At 72.7% G+C, this 15471-nt stretch carries 13 protein-coding genes; 8 read left to right on the forward strand and 5 right to left on the reverse strand.

All coding sequences use genetic code 11. The annotated features are described in order from the left end of the window. Nucleotides 1-1701 precede the first annotated feature (1701 nt). Nucleotides 1702-2301, forward strand: a complete 600-nt coding sequence (locus tag ACFYUS_RS10675; RefSeq protein ID WP_388849158.1) for a TetR/AcrR family transcriptional regulator — start codon at nt 1702-1704, stop codon at nt 2299-2301. Nucleotides 2302-2366: 65 nt separating this feature from the next. Beyond that, nucleotides 2367-3143 carry a phosphatase gene (locus ACFYUS_RS10680; protein WP_388848285.1) on the forward strand — a complete coding sequence of 259 codons (777 nt, stop codon included), beginning with the start codon at nt 2367-2369 and terminating at the stop codon, nt 3141-3143. Nucleotide 3144: 1 nt separating this feature from the next. Here ACFYUS_RS10680 and ACFYUS_RS10685 read toward each other — a convergent pair whose 3' ends face one another. From ACFYUS_RS10685 to ACFYUS_RS10695, 3 genes are read right to left on the reverse strand one after another with little or no spacing between them, the layout of a single operon-like run. Beyond that, on the reverse strand, nt 3145-4104 hold the full coding sequence (locus ACFYUS_RS10685; protein ID WP_388848288.1) for a cation diffusion facilitator family transporter: 960 nt from the start codon (nt 4102-4104) through the stop codon (nt 3145-3147). Between the two features lie 20 nt (nt 4105-4124). Continuing rightward, entirely contained in the window at nt 4125-4997 is an 873-nt protein-coding gene (locus tag ACFYUS_RS10690) for an acyl-CoA thioesterase (protein WP_388848291.1), read from the reverse strand. Further along, entirely contained in the window at nt 4998-6155 is a 1158-nt protein-coding gene (locus ACFYUS_RS10695) for an acyl-CoA dehydrogenase family protein (protein ID WP_388848294.1), read from the reverse strand. A 256-nt stretch (nt 6156-6411) separates the two neighbouring features. Here ACFYUS_RS10695 and ACFYUS_RS10700 point away from each other — a divergent pair, with 256 nt between their 5' ends. Further along, complete coding sequence (locus ACFYUS_RS10700; protein WP_388848297.1) at nt 6412-6780, forward strand: hypothetical protein; 369 nt, start codon at nt 6412-6414, stop codon at nt 6778-6780. Further along, entirely contained in the window at nt 6777-8558 is a 1782-nt protein-coding gene (locus tag ACFYUS_RS10705) for a caspase domain-containing protein (protein ID WP_388848300.1), read from the forward strand. Before ACFYUS_RS10700 ends, ACFYUS_RS10705 begins: the two co-directional genes overlap by 4 nt. A 30-nt stretch (nt 8559-8588) precedes the next feature. Here ACFYUS_RS10705 and ACFYUS_RS10710 read toward each other — a convergent pair whose 3' ends face one another. Further along, on the reverse strand, nt 8589-10064 hold the full coding sequence (locus ACFYUS_RS10710) for a PucR family transcriptional regulator ligand-binding domain-containing protein (protein WP_388848303.1): 1476 nt from the start codon (nt 10062-10064) through the stop codon (nt 8589-8591). 160 nt (nt 10065-10224) lie between these two features. Between ACFYUS_RS10710 and ACFYUS_RS10715 the strand changes: the two genes are divergently transcribed. The 3 genes from ACFYUS_RS10715 to ACFYUS_RS10725 all read left to right on the forward strand — a co-directional run bounded on the left by ACFYUS_RS10715 (nt 10225) and on the right by ACFYUS_RS10725 (nt 14507). Further along, nucleotides 10225-11697 carry a sodium:solute symporter gene (locus ACFYUS_RS10715; RefSeq protein WP_388848306.1) on the forward strand — a complete coding sequence of 491 codons (1473 nt, stop codon included), beginning with the start codon at nt 10225-10227 and terminating at the stop codon, nt 11695-11697. A gap of 71 nt (nt 11698-11768) precedes the next feature. Next, entirely contained in the window at nt 11769-12746 is a 978-nt protein-coding gene (gene speB / locus ACFYUS_RS10720) for an agmatinase (RefSeq protein ID WP_388848309.1), read from the forward strand. A 78-nt stretch (nt 12747-12824) separates the two neighbouring features. Then, the gene (locus ACFYUS_RS10725) at nt 12825-14507 is read left to right on the forward strand and encodes a thiamine pyrophosphate-binding protein (protein WP_388848312.1); all 1683 of its coding nucleotides are present in this window, start codon (nt 12825-12827) and stop codon (nt 14505-14507) included. A gap of 49 nt (nt 14508-14556) precedes the next feature. Here the strand turns inward: ACFYUS_RS10725 and ACFYUS_RS10730 are convergent, their stop codons facing one another. Next, nucleotides 14557-14931, reverse strand: coding sequence for a hypothetical protein (locus ACFYUS_RS10730; protein ID WP_388848315.1), 375 nt, complete (start codon nt 14929-14931; stop codon nt 14557-14559). Nucleotides 14932-15062: 131 nt separating this feature from the next. Between ACFYUS_RS10730 and ACFYUS_RS10735 the strand changes: the two genes are divergently transcribed. Next, entirely contained in the window at nt 15063-15383 is a 321-nt protein-coding gene (locus ACFYUS_RS10735) for a hypothetical protein (RefSeq protein ID WP_388848318.1), read from the forward strand. Nucleotides 15384-15471 lie beyond the last annotated feature (88 nt).

Below are 15471 nucleotides of genomic sequence, written 5' to 3' on the forward strand. Positions count from 1 at the left end.
CATCACTCCTCCAAGGCCCTGGCCATGCATATCGCTGACGAGGTATGGAACGGCGTCTCCCGGCATCTGTTTCCCGACTCGGCAGGCCGCCGGTCCGGCCGCCCGAAGCCCGGCCGCTACCACGACTTCACCCGCGTCCCCGGACGCGCCCGCTCGCACACCACCAGCAACAAATGGGAGACCTTCCGGCTGGTCGGCACCCTGGCCGGCCACGTCCTGGCCTACACCGACGGCGGTCCTTCCCTGGGGCAGCCCCGTCGGATGCCGAAGCCCACAGCGCCGGAAGGGCGTGTGCGGACGGGGAAGGTGGCGGCCTCGGGTGTGGCGGGGATGCGCAAGGCGACCTGGTGGGACCACACCGGTCCTCTGGCCGTGATGTTCGCCGGTGGTTCCGACAGCAAGCGCGGCGAACTCGTTCTTCCCGTCCGCATCCCCCAGCGGCCTGGTCAGAGGGCACGGGTGCGGCACTTCCTCGACGATCCAGGCCGGTGGCACAAGGTGGACCTCGTGCGCCGCCGGAAGGCGTCCGCGCCGGGCGGCTGGGTGTACGAGGCGCATCTCATGGTCCTCGGCCCCGGATACTCCTCTCCAGCCGTACAGGAGATGCGCCACGAGGCCGCCCGGCTCGACCGCATCGGTGGGGTGGACGGCAACGTCTCCAACCTGTCGGTCGTCTCCTTCCCCGCCCGGCTCGACGGCGGCACACCCGTCTCCACCGAGGTCACGCTCACCGACACCGAGCGCGCCCGGCTGGAGAAGGAGGCGAAGAAGCGACGGGGCCGCGCCAGGGCGCTTGACCGCTCCCGCAGGGCGACGAATCGGCAGCAGTACGGGTTGTCGAGGAAGCAGGCCGCCCGCGCCGAGCGTCGCGCCGCCAAGGGCCTGGAGCCCAAGACGGTGACGGCGCCGGGCGGTGCCCGCGCGGCCCGCTCGGACGGCGTTCCGAAGCAGGCGTACCGGCGAGACCGGCTCTCCGCCCGCTACTGGGAGCAGCGCGTCCGGCAGGCCGAAGCCGCCGCCTCGGCCGCAGAGCGGCGCCGCCAGCGCGCCCGCCTGGTGGCGCGGGAGATCATCGCCGCCCACGGCCCCGTGCTCGTGGTCGAGGACTGTGACATCCGCACCTGGTACCGGCTGTGGGGCAGACGACTCTCCCAGACCACACCCGGCATGCTCATCGCCGCCCTGGACGTCGAGTGCAAGGCCGCCGGAGGCCGGCTCGCACGGGCCTCCACCTGGTCCACGGCCCTGTCACAGCACTGCCTCTGCGGGGAGCGCGTGAACAAGTCGCTGCGGGACCGTGAGCACAAGTGCCCCGCCTGCGGCCTCACCGGCAAGCGCGACCTCGTATCCGCCGCCCTGGCCGCCTTCGTCCGCTTCCGCGACGTGGACGACCCGAAGACCGCGTACCTGGACACCACCATGTCCCGGCACGCCCAAATCGCCTATGCCCAAGCGCTGGAAGAGGCGCTGCGGGAGTCAACCACACCGAGCCCGAACACCCCTCGGGGTCCGGGACGCGTGGCAGTCCCACGGCAACGCCGTGCGACCTCTGCTCCCCGAACCGCCGGACAGCGGAACCGAGCAGCCCCGGATGAGCCGCGCCCCGTGCGCGACCACGCCGGAACGCCCGGTCCCCGTCCCGGCAGCAGCCCGCACGCCGCCCTCCGGGCGGCCTGCAGGTCAAGTCTTAGAATTGAATTCATGGCCACGACCACCCCGACCGCCACCGGCAGGACCGACGCCCCGACGCGACGCGAGCAGATCCTCAAGGAGGCCGCCCGCCTCTTCGCCGAGCGCGGTTTCCACGGCGTCGGCGTGGACGAGATAGGAGCCGCCGTCGGCATCAGCGGCCCCGGCCTCTACCGCCACTTCCCGGGGAAGGACGCGATGCTCGCCGAGCTCCTGGTGGGCATCAGCGAGCGGCTGCTGTCCGGCGGGCAGCTGCGGGTGGCCGAGGCCGACGGGGACGCGCGCGCCCTGCTCGGCTCCCTCATCGACGGGCACATCGACTTCGCCCTCGACGACCGGCCGCTGATCACCCTCCACGACCGGGAACTCGACCGGCTCAAGGACGAGGACCGCAAGCGGGTCCGGCAGCTCCAGCGGCAGTACGTCGAACTGTGGGTCGCGGTCGTCCGCGAGCTGCACCCCGACGCGGGCGAGTCGGAGTCCCGTACGGCCGTCCACGCCGTCTTCGGCCTGCTCAACTCGACCCCGCACCTCGCCGCGCTCGGCCGCGGACCCATGGAGGACCTGCTGCGGCGGCTTGCGCACGGGGCGTTCGGGGCGCTGGGCGCGTAACGACGGGGGTCCAGGGGCCGGAACGGGTTGCCCGTAGCGTCCGGGGCTCGGACAGAATGAGTCCCATGCCGATACTCAGCCGCGCCGCCCTCGTCGAGCACCTCGTCCGCACCCGGATCGCGGGAGACGTCGCCACCCCGCGCGACAACAACCTCTCCCACTACCGCAAGCTCGCCAACGGCGACCGGCACTACTGGCTCGGCCTCGAACTCGGCGACCGCTGGACCGACGAGCAGGACGTGCTCGCCGTCATGGCCGAGCGGTGCGGCGTCGTCGACGACCCCGCCCACCGGGTCGGCCAGGACACCATCGACCCCGAGCTCACCGTCGACGGCCTCGACCGCATGGCCGCCCGCCTCCGCAAGGCCGCCGCCGGCCGCGAGCGGGTCCTCTTCGCGACCGGCCACCCCGGCTCCCTCATCGACGTCCACAGCCGGGTCGCCGCCGCCCTGCGCGCCCAGGGCTGCGACATCGTCCGCATCCCCGGCGGCCTCGTCGCCGACGAGGGGTACGTCGTGCAGTTCGCCGACGTCGCCGTCTTCGAACGCGGCGCGAGCCTGTGGCACACCCACTCCCCGGAACCGATGAACGCCGTCCTCGACGCCCTCGGCGAGGACGGCCGCCCCGACCTCGTCATCGCCGACCACGGCTGGGCCGGCCGCGCCGGCCAGCGGGGCGTCGACTCCGTCGGCTACGCCGACTGCAACGACCCCGCCCTCTTCCTCGGCGAGGCGGAAGGCACGATGCAGGTCACGATCCCCCTCGACGACCACGTCCTGGACCCCCGCTTCTACGAGCCCCTGACGGCGTACACGCTGGCGGCGGCGGGACTGACGGCCTGATTCAGGCCGGCTCCGGACCGGAGGACCGCCGGGCCCGGCGCTGTGCCACGCCCGGTGTCGGGTCCAGGTACACGCGGCGGATCGCCGGGTAGCGCTCGCGGAGTTGGGATTCGGCGTCCTCGCAGGCCCATTCCACCTGCTCGGCCGACGACACGTCCCGGAAGTCGATCTTCGCCGCGACCAGGACCTCCCCAGGCCCCTGGATCAGGGTGATCAGGTCGAGGACGTCGATGATGTGCGGGACGGACAGGAGCTCCTCGCGGATGCCGTCCCGCATGGGGCGGGGGGCCGGGCGGCCGATGAGGAGTTCGGCGTTGGAGCGGCCGAGGACCCAGGCGACGTAGACGAGGAGGAGGCCGATGAGGATGGAGGCGATGCCGTCCCAGACGTCGGAGCCGGTGATCTGGACGCCGAGCAGACCGCCCGCCGCGAGCATGAGGCCGGCGAGGGCGGCGGAGTCCTCCATCACGACCGCCTTGACCGTGGTGTCGGCGGTCAGCCGCAGGTACCGCGCGAAGGGGGCCTTCATGCGTTCGGCCTCGGCCTTGACCTGCCTGATGCCGGTGCGGAGCGAGAAGCCCTCCAGGAGGAAGGCGATGCCGAGGACGATGTAGGAGATCGTCGGGTCGCCGAGTTCCTCGCCGTGGGTGAGGGTGTGGACGCCGTCGTAGATCGAGAAGACCGCGCCGCCGACGAAGGTGGCGACGGCGGCCAGCATGGCCCAGACGTAGCGTTCGCCCGCGTAGCCGACGGGATGGTCCTCGTCGGCGGGCTTCTCGCTCCGTTTGAGGGCGGTGAGCAGCATGACCTCGGTGACGGTGTCGGCGACCGAGTGGGCGGCCTCCGAGAGCATGGCGCTGGAGCCGCTGATGATGCCCGCGACGGCCTTGGCGACGGCGATCCCGAGGTTCGCCGCCGCCGCCACGATCACTGTGAAGGTGCTTTCGCCGTTCTCCGCCATGCGTCGGACGTTATGTCCGATTATCCGCGCGGGACGCGAACGACACCCTCCTGGATGACGGAGATCGCGAGCCGCCCGTCCTGCGTGTAGATCCGGGCCTGCCCGAGGCCGCGCCCGCCGGAGGAGGACGGCGACTCCTGGTCGTAGAGGAGCCACTCGTCGGCGCGGAAGGGCCGGTGGAACCACATGGCGTGGTCGAGCGAGGCGCCGACCACGTCCCCGACGGTCCAGCCGCCCCGCCCGTGGGCGAGCAGCACCGAGTCGAGCAGGGTCATGTCCGAGACGTACGTGGCGAGCACGATGTGCAGCAGGGGGTCGTCGGCGAGCTTGCCGTTGGTGCGGAACCACACCTGCGAGCGTGGTTCGCGCGGCTCCCCGACCGAGCCCCACGGCGGCGTCCCGGCGTAGCGGAGATCGACGGCCGCCCGGGCCCCGATCAGCCGGTCCGCGACCTCGCGGGGGAGGTGCTGGGGCAGCATGTCGGCATGCATGACCAGCGACTCCGGGTCCGGCGCGGGCGGCATGTCGACCTGGTGGTCGAGTCCTTCCTCGTACGCCTGGAAGGAGGCCGAGAGGTGGAAGATCGGCCGTCCGTGCTGGACGGCGACCACCCGGCGGGTGGCGAAGGACCGCCCGTCGCGGATCCGGTCGACCTCGTAGACGATCGGCGCGCCCGGGTCGCCCGGCACCAGGAAGTACGCGTGCAGGGAGTGGGCGAGACGGTCGGCGGCGACGGTCCGGCCCGCCGCCACCATCGCCTGGGCGGCCACCTGGCCGCCGAAGACGCGGGGGACGATCGTGGCGCGGGACCGTCCCCGGAAGATGTCCTGCTCGATCCGCTCCAGGTCGAGGAGATCGAGCAGGTCATCCAGTGCCGTGGGTGCGTCGGGCACTTACAGGCCCATCGACTTGGCGATGATCGACTTCATGATCTCGCTGGTGCCGCCGTAGATGCGGTTGACGCGGTTGTCGGCGTACAGGCGGGCGATCGGGTACTCGTTCATGTAGCCGTAGCCGCCGTGCAGCTGGAGGCAGCGGTCGATGACGCGGTGGGCGACCTCGGTGCAGAAGAGCTTGGCGGAGGCGGCCTCGGCCGGGGTCAGCTCGCCCGCGTCCAGGGCCTCCAGGGCGCGGTCGGCGACGGCCTCGGCGGCGTCGACCTCGGCCTGGCAGGCGGCCAGCTCGAACTTGGTGTTCTGGAAGTGCGCGACCGGCTTGCCGAAGACCGTGCGGTCCGTGACGTACTGCTGGGCGAAGCGGATGGCGGCCTTGGCCTGGGCGTAGGCGCCGAAGGCGATGCCCCAGCGCTCGGAGGCCAGGTTGTGGCCGAGGTAGTAGAAGCCCTTGCCCTCCTCGCCGAGCAGGTCCTCGACGGGGACCTTGACGTCGACGAAGGCCAGCTCGGCCGTGTCGGAGGTGCGCAGGCCGAGCTTGTCGAGCTTGCGGCCGATGGAGTAGCCCTCGGACTTGGTGTCGACGGCGAAGAGGGAGATGCCGAAGCGGCGGTCGTCCTCGGACGGGGCGGAGGTGCGGGCGCAGACGATCACGCGGTCGGCGTGGACGCCGCCGGTGATGAAGGTCTTGGCGCCGTTGAGGACGTAGTGGGTGCCGTCCTCGGAGAGCTTGGCGGTGGTCTTCATGCCCGCGACGTCGGAGCCGGTGCCCGGCTCGGTCATGGCGAGCGCCCACATCTCCTCGCCGGTGACGAACTTCGGCAGGAAGCGCTTCTTCTGCTCGTCGGTGGCGAGCATCTTGATGTACGGCAGGGCGAGCAGCACGTGGACGCCGGAGCCGCCGAACTGGACGCCGGCGCGCGAGGTCTCCTCGTACAGGACGGCCTCGAACTTGTGGGTGTCCAGGCCCGCGCCGCCGAACTCCTCGGGCACGTTGATGCCGAAGATGCCCAGCTCGCCGAGCTTGTCGTAGAACTCGCGCGGCGCCTGGCCCGCGGCGAACCACTCGTCGTAGACGGGGACGACCTCGGCCTCGATGAAGGCGCGGATGGTCTCCCGGAACGCCTCGTGGTCCTCGTTGAATACGGTACGGCGCACGAGTCGCCCTCCTTCGTGTCCGGTCCTTGTCCAGGCCCTGTCTAAGCGCTTGCTCAGTACAAGTTACCGGGGAGTCTCCGTGGCTGTCCAGATCTGTCGCATTCCCCACATCGCCGCGCCCGGCCCCGCGGGACGGGCACGGGGCCCCTCCGCCGCCGTGACCGCGCGAAGGATGGCGAGTTAGCGCTGTTGATCCCCCGGGGGTTCCCAGGAAAATGTCAGACCACGTTCGATCTCGCACACAACGGGGGTTGCCATGGAATTCGAGATCGTGAGCGCAGGGTTCGAGGACGGCACCGAACTGCTCGCCCTGCGCACGTGGCTCCGGGACGATCCCGAACTCCGGGACGTGCGCGTCAGCGTCGTCGAGGCCGAGCCCGTGCCCGGGACGATGGGCGGGATCATCGAGGCGCTGCACGTGACCCTCTCCGATGTCGCCGCCCTCACCGGCATCGCCACCTCCATCTCCACCTGGCTCTCCACCCGCCCCCGCAGCCGCACGCGCACCGTCCGCAGCGGTGAGCACACCGGCGAGCTGTCCGGCACGGCCGACGCCGCCGAGGTGCGGACCGCCATAGAGCTGGCCGGGGCCGTGGCCGGCGAGGCCGGGGAGGAGCGCCCGTGACCTCCTCGCTGCCCGCCGCGGAGCGCTCCTACGCGGTGCTCGTGGGAGCCGCCCGCTACGACCACCACCCCGCCCTGCCCTCGGTGGACTCCAATCTGAACACCCTGCACCGGATCGCCCTCGCCGAGGAACAGCTCGGACTGCCCCCGGACCACTGCCTGGTGGTACGAGATCCGGCCAATGCCGACGAGGTCATGGCCGCGCTGGAATTCGCGGCCGACCGTGCCACCGACACGCTCCTCTTCTACTACGCGGGCCACGGCTTCGCCGACGAGGACGGCCTCTACCTCGGCCTCACCGGGACCCGGCACCGCACCTCCTCCGCCCGCTACCACTCCGTGCACTACGACTGGGTGCGCCGGGCCATGCTCACCGGGGAGCGGAAGGCCGACCGGCGGATCGTGATCCTCGACTGCTGCTACAGCGGCAAGGCCACCAGCGAGCGGGGCGTCCCCGTCATGGGCTCCCATCTGACCGAGGTCGACGGCACGGTCGTGTGGGCGGCCACCAGCCCCAACCGGCCCCTCGCGCACGCCCCCGTCGACGCCTCGTACACCGCCTTCACCGGCGAGCTCGTCCGCGTCCTCGACGAGGGCATCGCCGGCGCCGCCGAGCTGCTCGACATGGACACCATCTTCCAGCGGGTGAGCAGCACCCTCGTCGGCAAGGGCTTCCCGCGGCCCGACCGCCACAACCACGCGCGCGGCGGCGAACTCGCCCTGGTCCGCAACCGGGCCGGCGCCGGCGCGGCCGGCCTCGTGCCGCCGCAGGCCACCGCCCCGACGCCGGGGCGCGGGCCCGTCCGCGTCCGCACCAGCGCCTCCTGGGAGCCCTTCACCTGGGGGCCGATGAAGACCCCGACGGTCATCGTCGAGGGCGACGGCGAGAGCATCATCCCGGAGAACTCGCTGCACGTCCGCGCCGTCGACGAGGACGTCGAGCTGCCCGAGGAGCTCGCCGAGTGGCGGGACGAGATCGCGGCCGAGCAGGAGGCCCTCAAGGCCGCGGGCAAGCCGTACTTCTGGAACGGCCTCAACTACGCCGTCGAGCGGATCACCATCGGGCGCGAGGCCGAGACCGAGGCGCCGGAGATCTACATCCAGTTCCAGAACTCCGACTACTACACCTTCCTCGCCACCCAGCAGCTCGACCGGCGCTTCCGGGACGGCTCCACGCCGAAGAGCCGGTACATCGACCCGCACGAGAACCTGATGGACGTGGAGCCGTTCATGAGTTCCTCGTTCGGCACCAACGTCGCCGTCGTCACCCGGGACGAGAAGCTCATCATCTCCCGCCGCAGCCAGATGGTCGGCTCGCACCGCGGCCTCTGGAACTCCTCGGCGAACGAGGCGCTCTCCCGGGTCGTCGACAACTCCGCCCGGCAGGCGCCGAACATCTTCAACGTGGCCCGCCGCGGGCTCTCCGAGGAGCTGGCGCTCAGCCCCGACGAGTACCGGCTGAACATGCTCTCCCTGTCCATCGACAGGAGCACCCACCAGTGGGGCGCGCTCTTCCTCGCCCGGCTGCGCCGCGTCACCTCGCGCGACTTCGTCGAACGGCGCTCGCGCGGCGTGTCCGACAAGTGGGAGCACGACCGGCACGAGCTGGTGGACTTCGACATCGAGCCGGTGGTCCGGTTCATCTTCGACGAGCAGCACGTGGACAACTGGGCGCCGACCGCCCTCGGGCTGTTCTACCTCGCCCTGGTCAACAAGTTCGGCAGGGTCGCGGTGGAGCGGGAGAGCCGCAGGATCTTCTCGGAGATGGGCCTGGTCTGATCCCCGGCCGGACCGCCGGTCCGGCGGCCGTCACTGGCGCAGGGCGAACCACAGCTCCATCCGTACGTCCGGGTCGTCCAGGTCCCGGTCCAGCAGGGCCGCGGCGCGGGTGATCCGCTGCCGGACGGTGTTGCGGTGGACGCCGAGCGCCACGGCCGTCCGGTCCCAGCTGCCGTGCAGCGAGAGCCAGGCGCGCAGGGTCTCCGTCAGCGGCTCGCCGAGCGGGGCGAGCAGGTCACGGGCGTACGCGGCGGCCTCGTCGCGGTCCACGAGCGCGGCGAAGCCGTTGGGGCGGTGCCGGACCAGGACCGCTCGGGAGGCCTCCGCCCGGCGCAGCGCCCGCGCCGCCTGCGCGTCCCCGGCGGCGAGCTCCGGGGCGGTCACGGGGGCGCTCGCCCCGAGCGTCCAGCCCTGCTGGGCGGTGACGGGGGCGGAGGAGGGGAGGAGGAGCCGCACGGTGCCGGGGCGTACGGCGTCCGGGCCCGCCGGGCCCGTGCCCGCGTCCACCAGGGGCGTCCCCAGCGCCGCCGCCAGGCTCGCCGCCGCGAACGGGGTGCCGTCGCCTCCGCGGGCGTGGACCACCGTCCAGGGGCCCGTGCCCAGGGCGTCCGCGACCTCCGTCGGGGCCGCGCCGAGGAGGAGCCGGACCAGGGCCCCGTCCCGTACGGTCGCGTCCGCGCCCCGGTGCGGGGCCGCGAGCAGGGAGAGCAGGACCACCGCGACGCCCGCGATGGTGTGGTCGCCCGGGCCGCGCCGCTCCGTCGCCACCCCCAGGGTCAGCCCGTCCCCGCCGCCGAGCGCGTACGCGGCGAGCCGCAGTCCGCCGCCGTCCCCGCTCGCCGAGGCCGGACCGCCCGGGCGCGGGCCGAGGACCCCCGCGAGGTCCCGCAGGGCCCGCGCCGCCTCCGCCGGGACCTCCCGGCCGGCCGCCGCCGACTCCGTGCCGTCCGCGGCGAACAGCACCGCCCGCCCGCCGAGCCGCGAGGCGAGCGCGCCGAGCACCGCCGGGACCGGCGCCGGGCGGGCCGCGGCCGCCGCCAGGGACTGCTGGGCCTCGGTCACCCGGCGCAGCTCGTGCAGCCGGGCCTCCGCCATCAGCCGCCACAGCGCCCGCGCCACCGCCGTGAACGGGGTGCGCGGGGGTACTTCGACCAGCGGCAGGCCGTGCCGGGCGCAGGCCGCGACGAGCTCCGGCGGGACCGTGTCGTACACCGGCGTCACCCCGAAGGCGAGCGCCGCCGCCCCCGCCTCCACGACCCGCTCGACGTAGTGGGCCGGATCGGCGAGCTGCACGCCGGCCGTCATGAGGAGCTCGCCGCCGAGCAGATACGGGTACGGGTCGGCCATCTCCGAGGTGTGCACCCAGTGCAGCGGGACGTCCTCGGACCCGGCGAGCAGCCGCAGGCCCAGATCGGGGCGGGCGAGCAGCGCGGCCAGCGGCACCGGCGGCGCCGGGGGAGTGGAGCCGGGCTCCTGAGTGGTCACCGATGTGGGCCCTTCGTACATCCCCCGCCCGGACAGTGGAGGAAACGTACACTTCAACGCCGCTTTCCGGCCACTTACTGTCGACATATCCCAGGGCCGCGGGTACGGGCGGATGTCCCCGCGATCAGCACCTGGGCACTTCCCCTGCACGACACGCCACCGAGGTGAGAAGGAGGGCCCCATGGCCGTCGACTACACAGTGATCGTCCTGTATTTGGCCGGCATGCTCGCGATGGGCTGGTGGGGCATGCGCCGCGCCAAGTCCAAGAGCGAGTTCCTGGTGGCCGGCCGCCGCCTCGGGCCCTTCATGTACTCCGGGACGATGGCCGCCATCGTCCTCGGCGGCGCCTCCACCATCGGCGGCGTCGGCCTCGGCTACAAGTACGGCCTCTCCGGCGCCTGGATGGTCTTCGCCATCGGCCTCGGCCTGCTGGCCCTCTCCGTCTTCTTCTCCGCGCGCATCGCCCGGCTGAAGGTCTACACCGTCTCCGAGATGCTCGACCTGCGCTACGGCGGCAAGGCCGGCGTCATCTCGGGCGTCGTGATGTGGGCGTACACGCTGATGCTCGCGGTCACCTCGACCATCGCGTACGCCACGATCTTCGACGTCCTCTTCGACCTGCCCCGGACGCTCGCGATCGTCCTCGGCGGCACCATCGTCGTCGCGTACTCGACGCTCGGCGGCATGTGGTCCATCACCGTCACCGACATGGTGCAGTTCGTGGTGAAGACCATCGGCGTGCTGCTCCTGCTGCTGCCGATCGCCGTGATCAAGGCCGGCGGCTTCGAGGGCATGCGCGAGGCGCTGCCCACCTCGTACTTCGAGCCGCTCGGCATCGGCGGCGAGACGATCTTCACCTACGTGCTGATCTACACCTTCGGCATGCTCATCGGCCAGGACATCTGGCAGCGCGTCTTCACCGCCCGCAACGACAAGGTCGCCCGGTGGGGCGGCACCGTCGCCGGCACCTACTGTCTGGCGTACGCGCTGGCCGGCGCCGTCATCGGCACCGCGGCCAAGGTGCTCTACCCCCACCTGCCCAGCGCCGACGACGCCTTCGCCACCATCGTCAAGGACGAACTGCCGATGGGCGTCCGGGGCCTCGTCCTCGCCGCCGCGCTCGCCGCCGTGATGTCCACCTCCTCCGGCGCCCTCATCGCCTGCGCCACCGTCGCCAACAACGACATCTGGTCACGCTTGCGCGGTGCCGTCGCGAAGAAGGACGAGAACGACCACGACGAGGTGAAGGGCAACCGCCTCTTCATCCTGATCATGGGCGTCGCCGTCATCCTCGTCGCCATCGCCCTCAACGACGTCGTCCAGGCCCTCACCGTCGCCTACAACCTGCTGGTCGGCGGGCTCCTCGTGCCCATCCTCGGCGGTCTGCTCTGGCGCCGCGGCACCGTCCAGGGCGCGCTCGCCTCGGTCGCCGTCGGTGGTCTGACCGTCATTGGCCTGATGTGGACTTACGGAATCTTGGCAAATGAGCCTGTTTACTATGGTTTGTTGGCCTCGCTCGCCGCATATGTGATCGTTTCCCTGGCGACCCGCCCGACGGACGCCGCCGTGCTCGCGAACTGGCGTGCCCGGCTGGCCGGCCAGGAGACCCCGACCGAGCCCGAGTCCCCGGACCGGGCGCCCGTCACCGCCTGACGGCGGCCCCACGCCCCGGGCGTCGCGACCCGACGCCCGGCCCACCGAGAAGCACCAGGAGGACCCCGACCATGAGCAGCAGCGACCAGAACGCCTTCCGCGGCCCGATCGACTCGTCCCGCATCCCGCGGTACGCCGGTCCCGCGACGTTCGCCCGGCTGCCGCGCCTCGACGAGGTCGGCACGGCCGACGTCGCCGTGGTCGGCGTCCCCTTCGACACCGGCGTCTCCTACCGCCCCGGCGCCCGCTTCGGCGGCAACGCCATCCGCGAGGCCTCCCGCCTGCTCCGCCCGTACAACCCGGCGCAGGACGCCTCCCCGTTCGCCCTCGCCCAGGTCGCGGACGCCGGTGACATCGCCGCCAACCCGTTCAACATCAACGAGGCCGTCGAGACCATCGAGGCCGCCGCCGACGACCTCCTCGGCACCGGCGCCCGCATGATGACCCTCGGCGGCGACCACACCATCGCCCTGCCGCTGCTGCGCTCCGTCGCCAAGAAGCACGGCCCCGTCGCCCTGCTCCACTTCGACGCGCACCTCGACACCTGGGACACCTACTTCGGCGCCGAGTACACCCACGGCACCCCGTTCCGCCGCGCCGTCGAGGAGGGCATCCTCGACACCTCCGCCCTCTCCCACGTCGGCACCCGCGGCCCGCTCTACGGCAAGCAGGACCTCACCGACGACGAGAAGCTCGGCTTCGGCATCGTCACCTCCGCCGACGTCTACCGCCGCGGCGCCGACGAGGTCGCCGACCAGCTGCGCCAGCGCATCGGCGACCGCCCGCTGTACATCTCCATCGACATCGACTGCCTCGACCCGGCCCACGCCCCCGGCACCGGCACCCCCGAGGCCGGCGGCATGACCTCCCGCGAGCTCCTGGAGATCCTCCGCGGCCTCTCCTCCTGCAACCTGGTCTCCGCCGACGTCGTCGAGGTCGCCCCGGCCTACGACCACGCCGAGATCACCGCGGTCGCCGCCTCGCACACGGCGTACGAGCTGACGACGATCATGTCCCGCCAGATCGCCGCGGCGCGCGACGCCCAGTAGGACCCTGCCGGGGTGCGCGGCACGGGCCGTGCACCCCGGCCACGGTGCCGTACTCGACCGACAAAGCCAAGGGACCCCATGACCCACGACCACGACCTCGTGCTCCGGCCCACCGCGGCCCAGACGGATGCGGCCCTCAACCCGCCCCCCGGGCGCAACGGCGGCGACCTCGTCGTCGAGACCCTCACCGGCCTCGGCGCCACCACCGTCTTCGGCCTCCCCGGCCAGCACGCCCTCGGCATGTTCGACGCCCTGCGCCGCTCGGCGCTGAAGTACGTCGGCCTCCGCGTCGAGAACAACGCCGGCTTCGCCGCCGACGCGTACGGCCGGATCACCGGCGAGGCCGCCCCGCTGCTGCTCTCCACCGGCCCCGGCGCGCTCATGTCGCTCGCCGCGCTCCAGGAGGCGGCCGCCGCCTCCGCCCCCGTCCTCGCCATCGGCAGCCAGATCCCGGCCGCCGGGCTCGGCGGCGGCCGGCACGGCTACCTGCACGAGCTCCGCGACCAGCAGGCCTCGTTCCGCGACATCGTGAAGTCCGTCCACACCGTCCGTACGCAGTCCCAGATCCCCTCCGCGATCGCGGCGGCCTGGGAGTCGGCGCTCACCGCCCCGCACGGGCCGGTCTGGGTGGAGATCCCGCAGGACGTGCTCCTCGCCGAGACGAGCCTCCCCGTCGTCACGGCCATGGACGCGACGCCCGAGGACGTCGTCCCCCGCCCCGAGCTGACGGCGGTCGCGGCGCACCTCCTGGCGAACGCCGAGCGGCCCGCGATCATCGCGGGCGGCGGGGTCGTCCGCTCCGACGCCGCCGGCAAGCTCCTCGCGCTCGCCGAGAGGATCGACGCGCCCGTCGTCACCACCTTCGGCGGCAAGGGCGCCTTCCCCTGGGAGCACCCGCTCTCGCTCCAGTCCTGGCTGGAGGACCGGCACACCACGGACTTCCTGGAGGACGCCGACGTCCTCCTCGTCGTCGGTTCGGGCCTCGGCGAGCTGTCCTCGAACTACCACACGTTCGCCCCGCGCGGCCGGGTGATCCAGATCGAGGCCGACGCGGGCAAGCTGGAGTCCAACCACCCGGCGCTCGGCATCCACGCGGACGCCCGCCTCGCGCTCCAGGCCCTCCTGGAGACGGTCGGGGAGCGTACGGACCCGACGGCCCCCGAGCGGGTCTCCGCCGTCCTCACGAAGGTCCGGGAGCGGATCGCCGCGCAGGACCTCGGCCTGGAGCAGCGGATCGTCGCGGCCGTGCGGGAGGCGCTGCCGGACCGGGCGCCGAGCTTCTGGGACATGACGATCCTGGCGTACTGGGCGTGGTCGGCCTTCGACGCGCGGCACCCGAACACGATGCACTCCGCCCAGGGCGCCGGCGGCCTCGGCTACGGCTTCCCCGCCGCCCTCGGCGCGGCCGCCGCCGACCCGTCGCAGCCGGTCCTGGCGGTCTCCGGCGACGGCGGCGCGATGTACTCGATCGCGGAGCTGGCGACGGCGAAGCAGTACGGCCTCGACGTGACCTGGCTGATCGTGGACGACGGGGGCTACGGGATCCTGCGGGAGTACATGACGGACGCCTTCGGCGAGGCCACGGCCACCGAGCTCACCCGCCCGGACTTCGTCGCCCTGGCCGAGTCCTTCGGCGTCCCGGCCACCCTGACGACCCCGGAATCCCTGACCCCGGACCTGGCGAAGGCCCTCGCCACCCCGGGCCCCTCCGTCGTCGTCCTCCCGGCCCTCCTGCGGATGTTCGAGCCGACGCACCTCTGACCGGCGGAAGCGGCCCGCCCGGCCCGTGGGGGCCGGGCGGGCCGCCCGCTCAGCCGACGAGCCCCTCCCACGCCTTCCGGTACTCGGCGAGCTGCGCCTCGTACCCCTGGCGGAACTGCTCCGCCTCCGCCTGGGTGAGGCCCCCGCGCTCCATGGGCCGCGGGGGTATCAGCCGTGCCACGTCGGCGAAGACCGCCGCCGCCGCCTCGGCGACGGGCCCGCCCCGCTGCCGGGCCGCCAGCACGTCGAGCCCCGCGCTCTGCAGGAAGCTCTCGAAGACCGACCGGGGCTTGCCCGTCGTCACCTTCAGCTCCCGGTCCGTCGCCGGCGCCACCCGGCCGGTCGCCGCGAACCCGTGCACCGCCCGCAACGCCGCGTACAGCCGCCCCCACCGGTACGGCTTCCCGTCCTCGACCTTCCCCACGGACCTCCCCTTCCGCTCGACTGTGCCACGGACCTCCTACCCAGAACCGCTCCCGCCCGTGCGGGCAACCTTCACACCGCCGCCGCGGTCCCAGTCCTCGAAGGGACCGCGGGAGCGACGGGGGAGCCGGGATGGGCGTGCTGGTGAAGGTGGCGAAGGGCGTCGGCGAGTTCGTGGGGGAGGCGGTCCTCGAACTCGTCGGCTGTCTGCTCGTCCTCGGGGTGCTGCTCGGCGTCGGATTCCTGGTGATCCAGGGGATGCGCGTCAGCCCCACGGGGACCGTCGTCGTGGGCGGGCTGTTCGTGCTGTTCGCCGGGTACGGCGCCGTGGAGGCCTACCGCGGGCCCGGGCGGCGCCGCAGGGGCCGGCTGGCGGCCGCCGCCACCGTCACCTTCGGCACCGTGGCCGTCCTGGCGTTCCTCGCGCTCTCCTGCACCTGCTGGTGGTCCTAGGACCACGGTCCCGTATTTGTTGCGGCGGGATGAAATCACACGTCGGCCGTGTTGGGCCTTCCGGTAGAGCAGGACGGACGGGAGGCCC

Origin of the sequence: Streptomyces sp. NPDC004284 (genome assembly GCF_042874035.1) — a bacterium.
Taxonomy (GTDB): domain Bacteria; phylum Actinomycetota; class Actinomycetes; order Streptomycetales; family Streptomycetaceae; genus Streptomyces.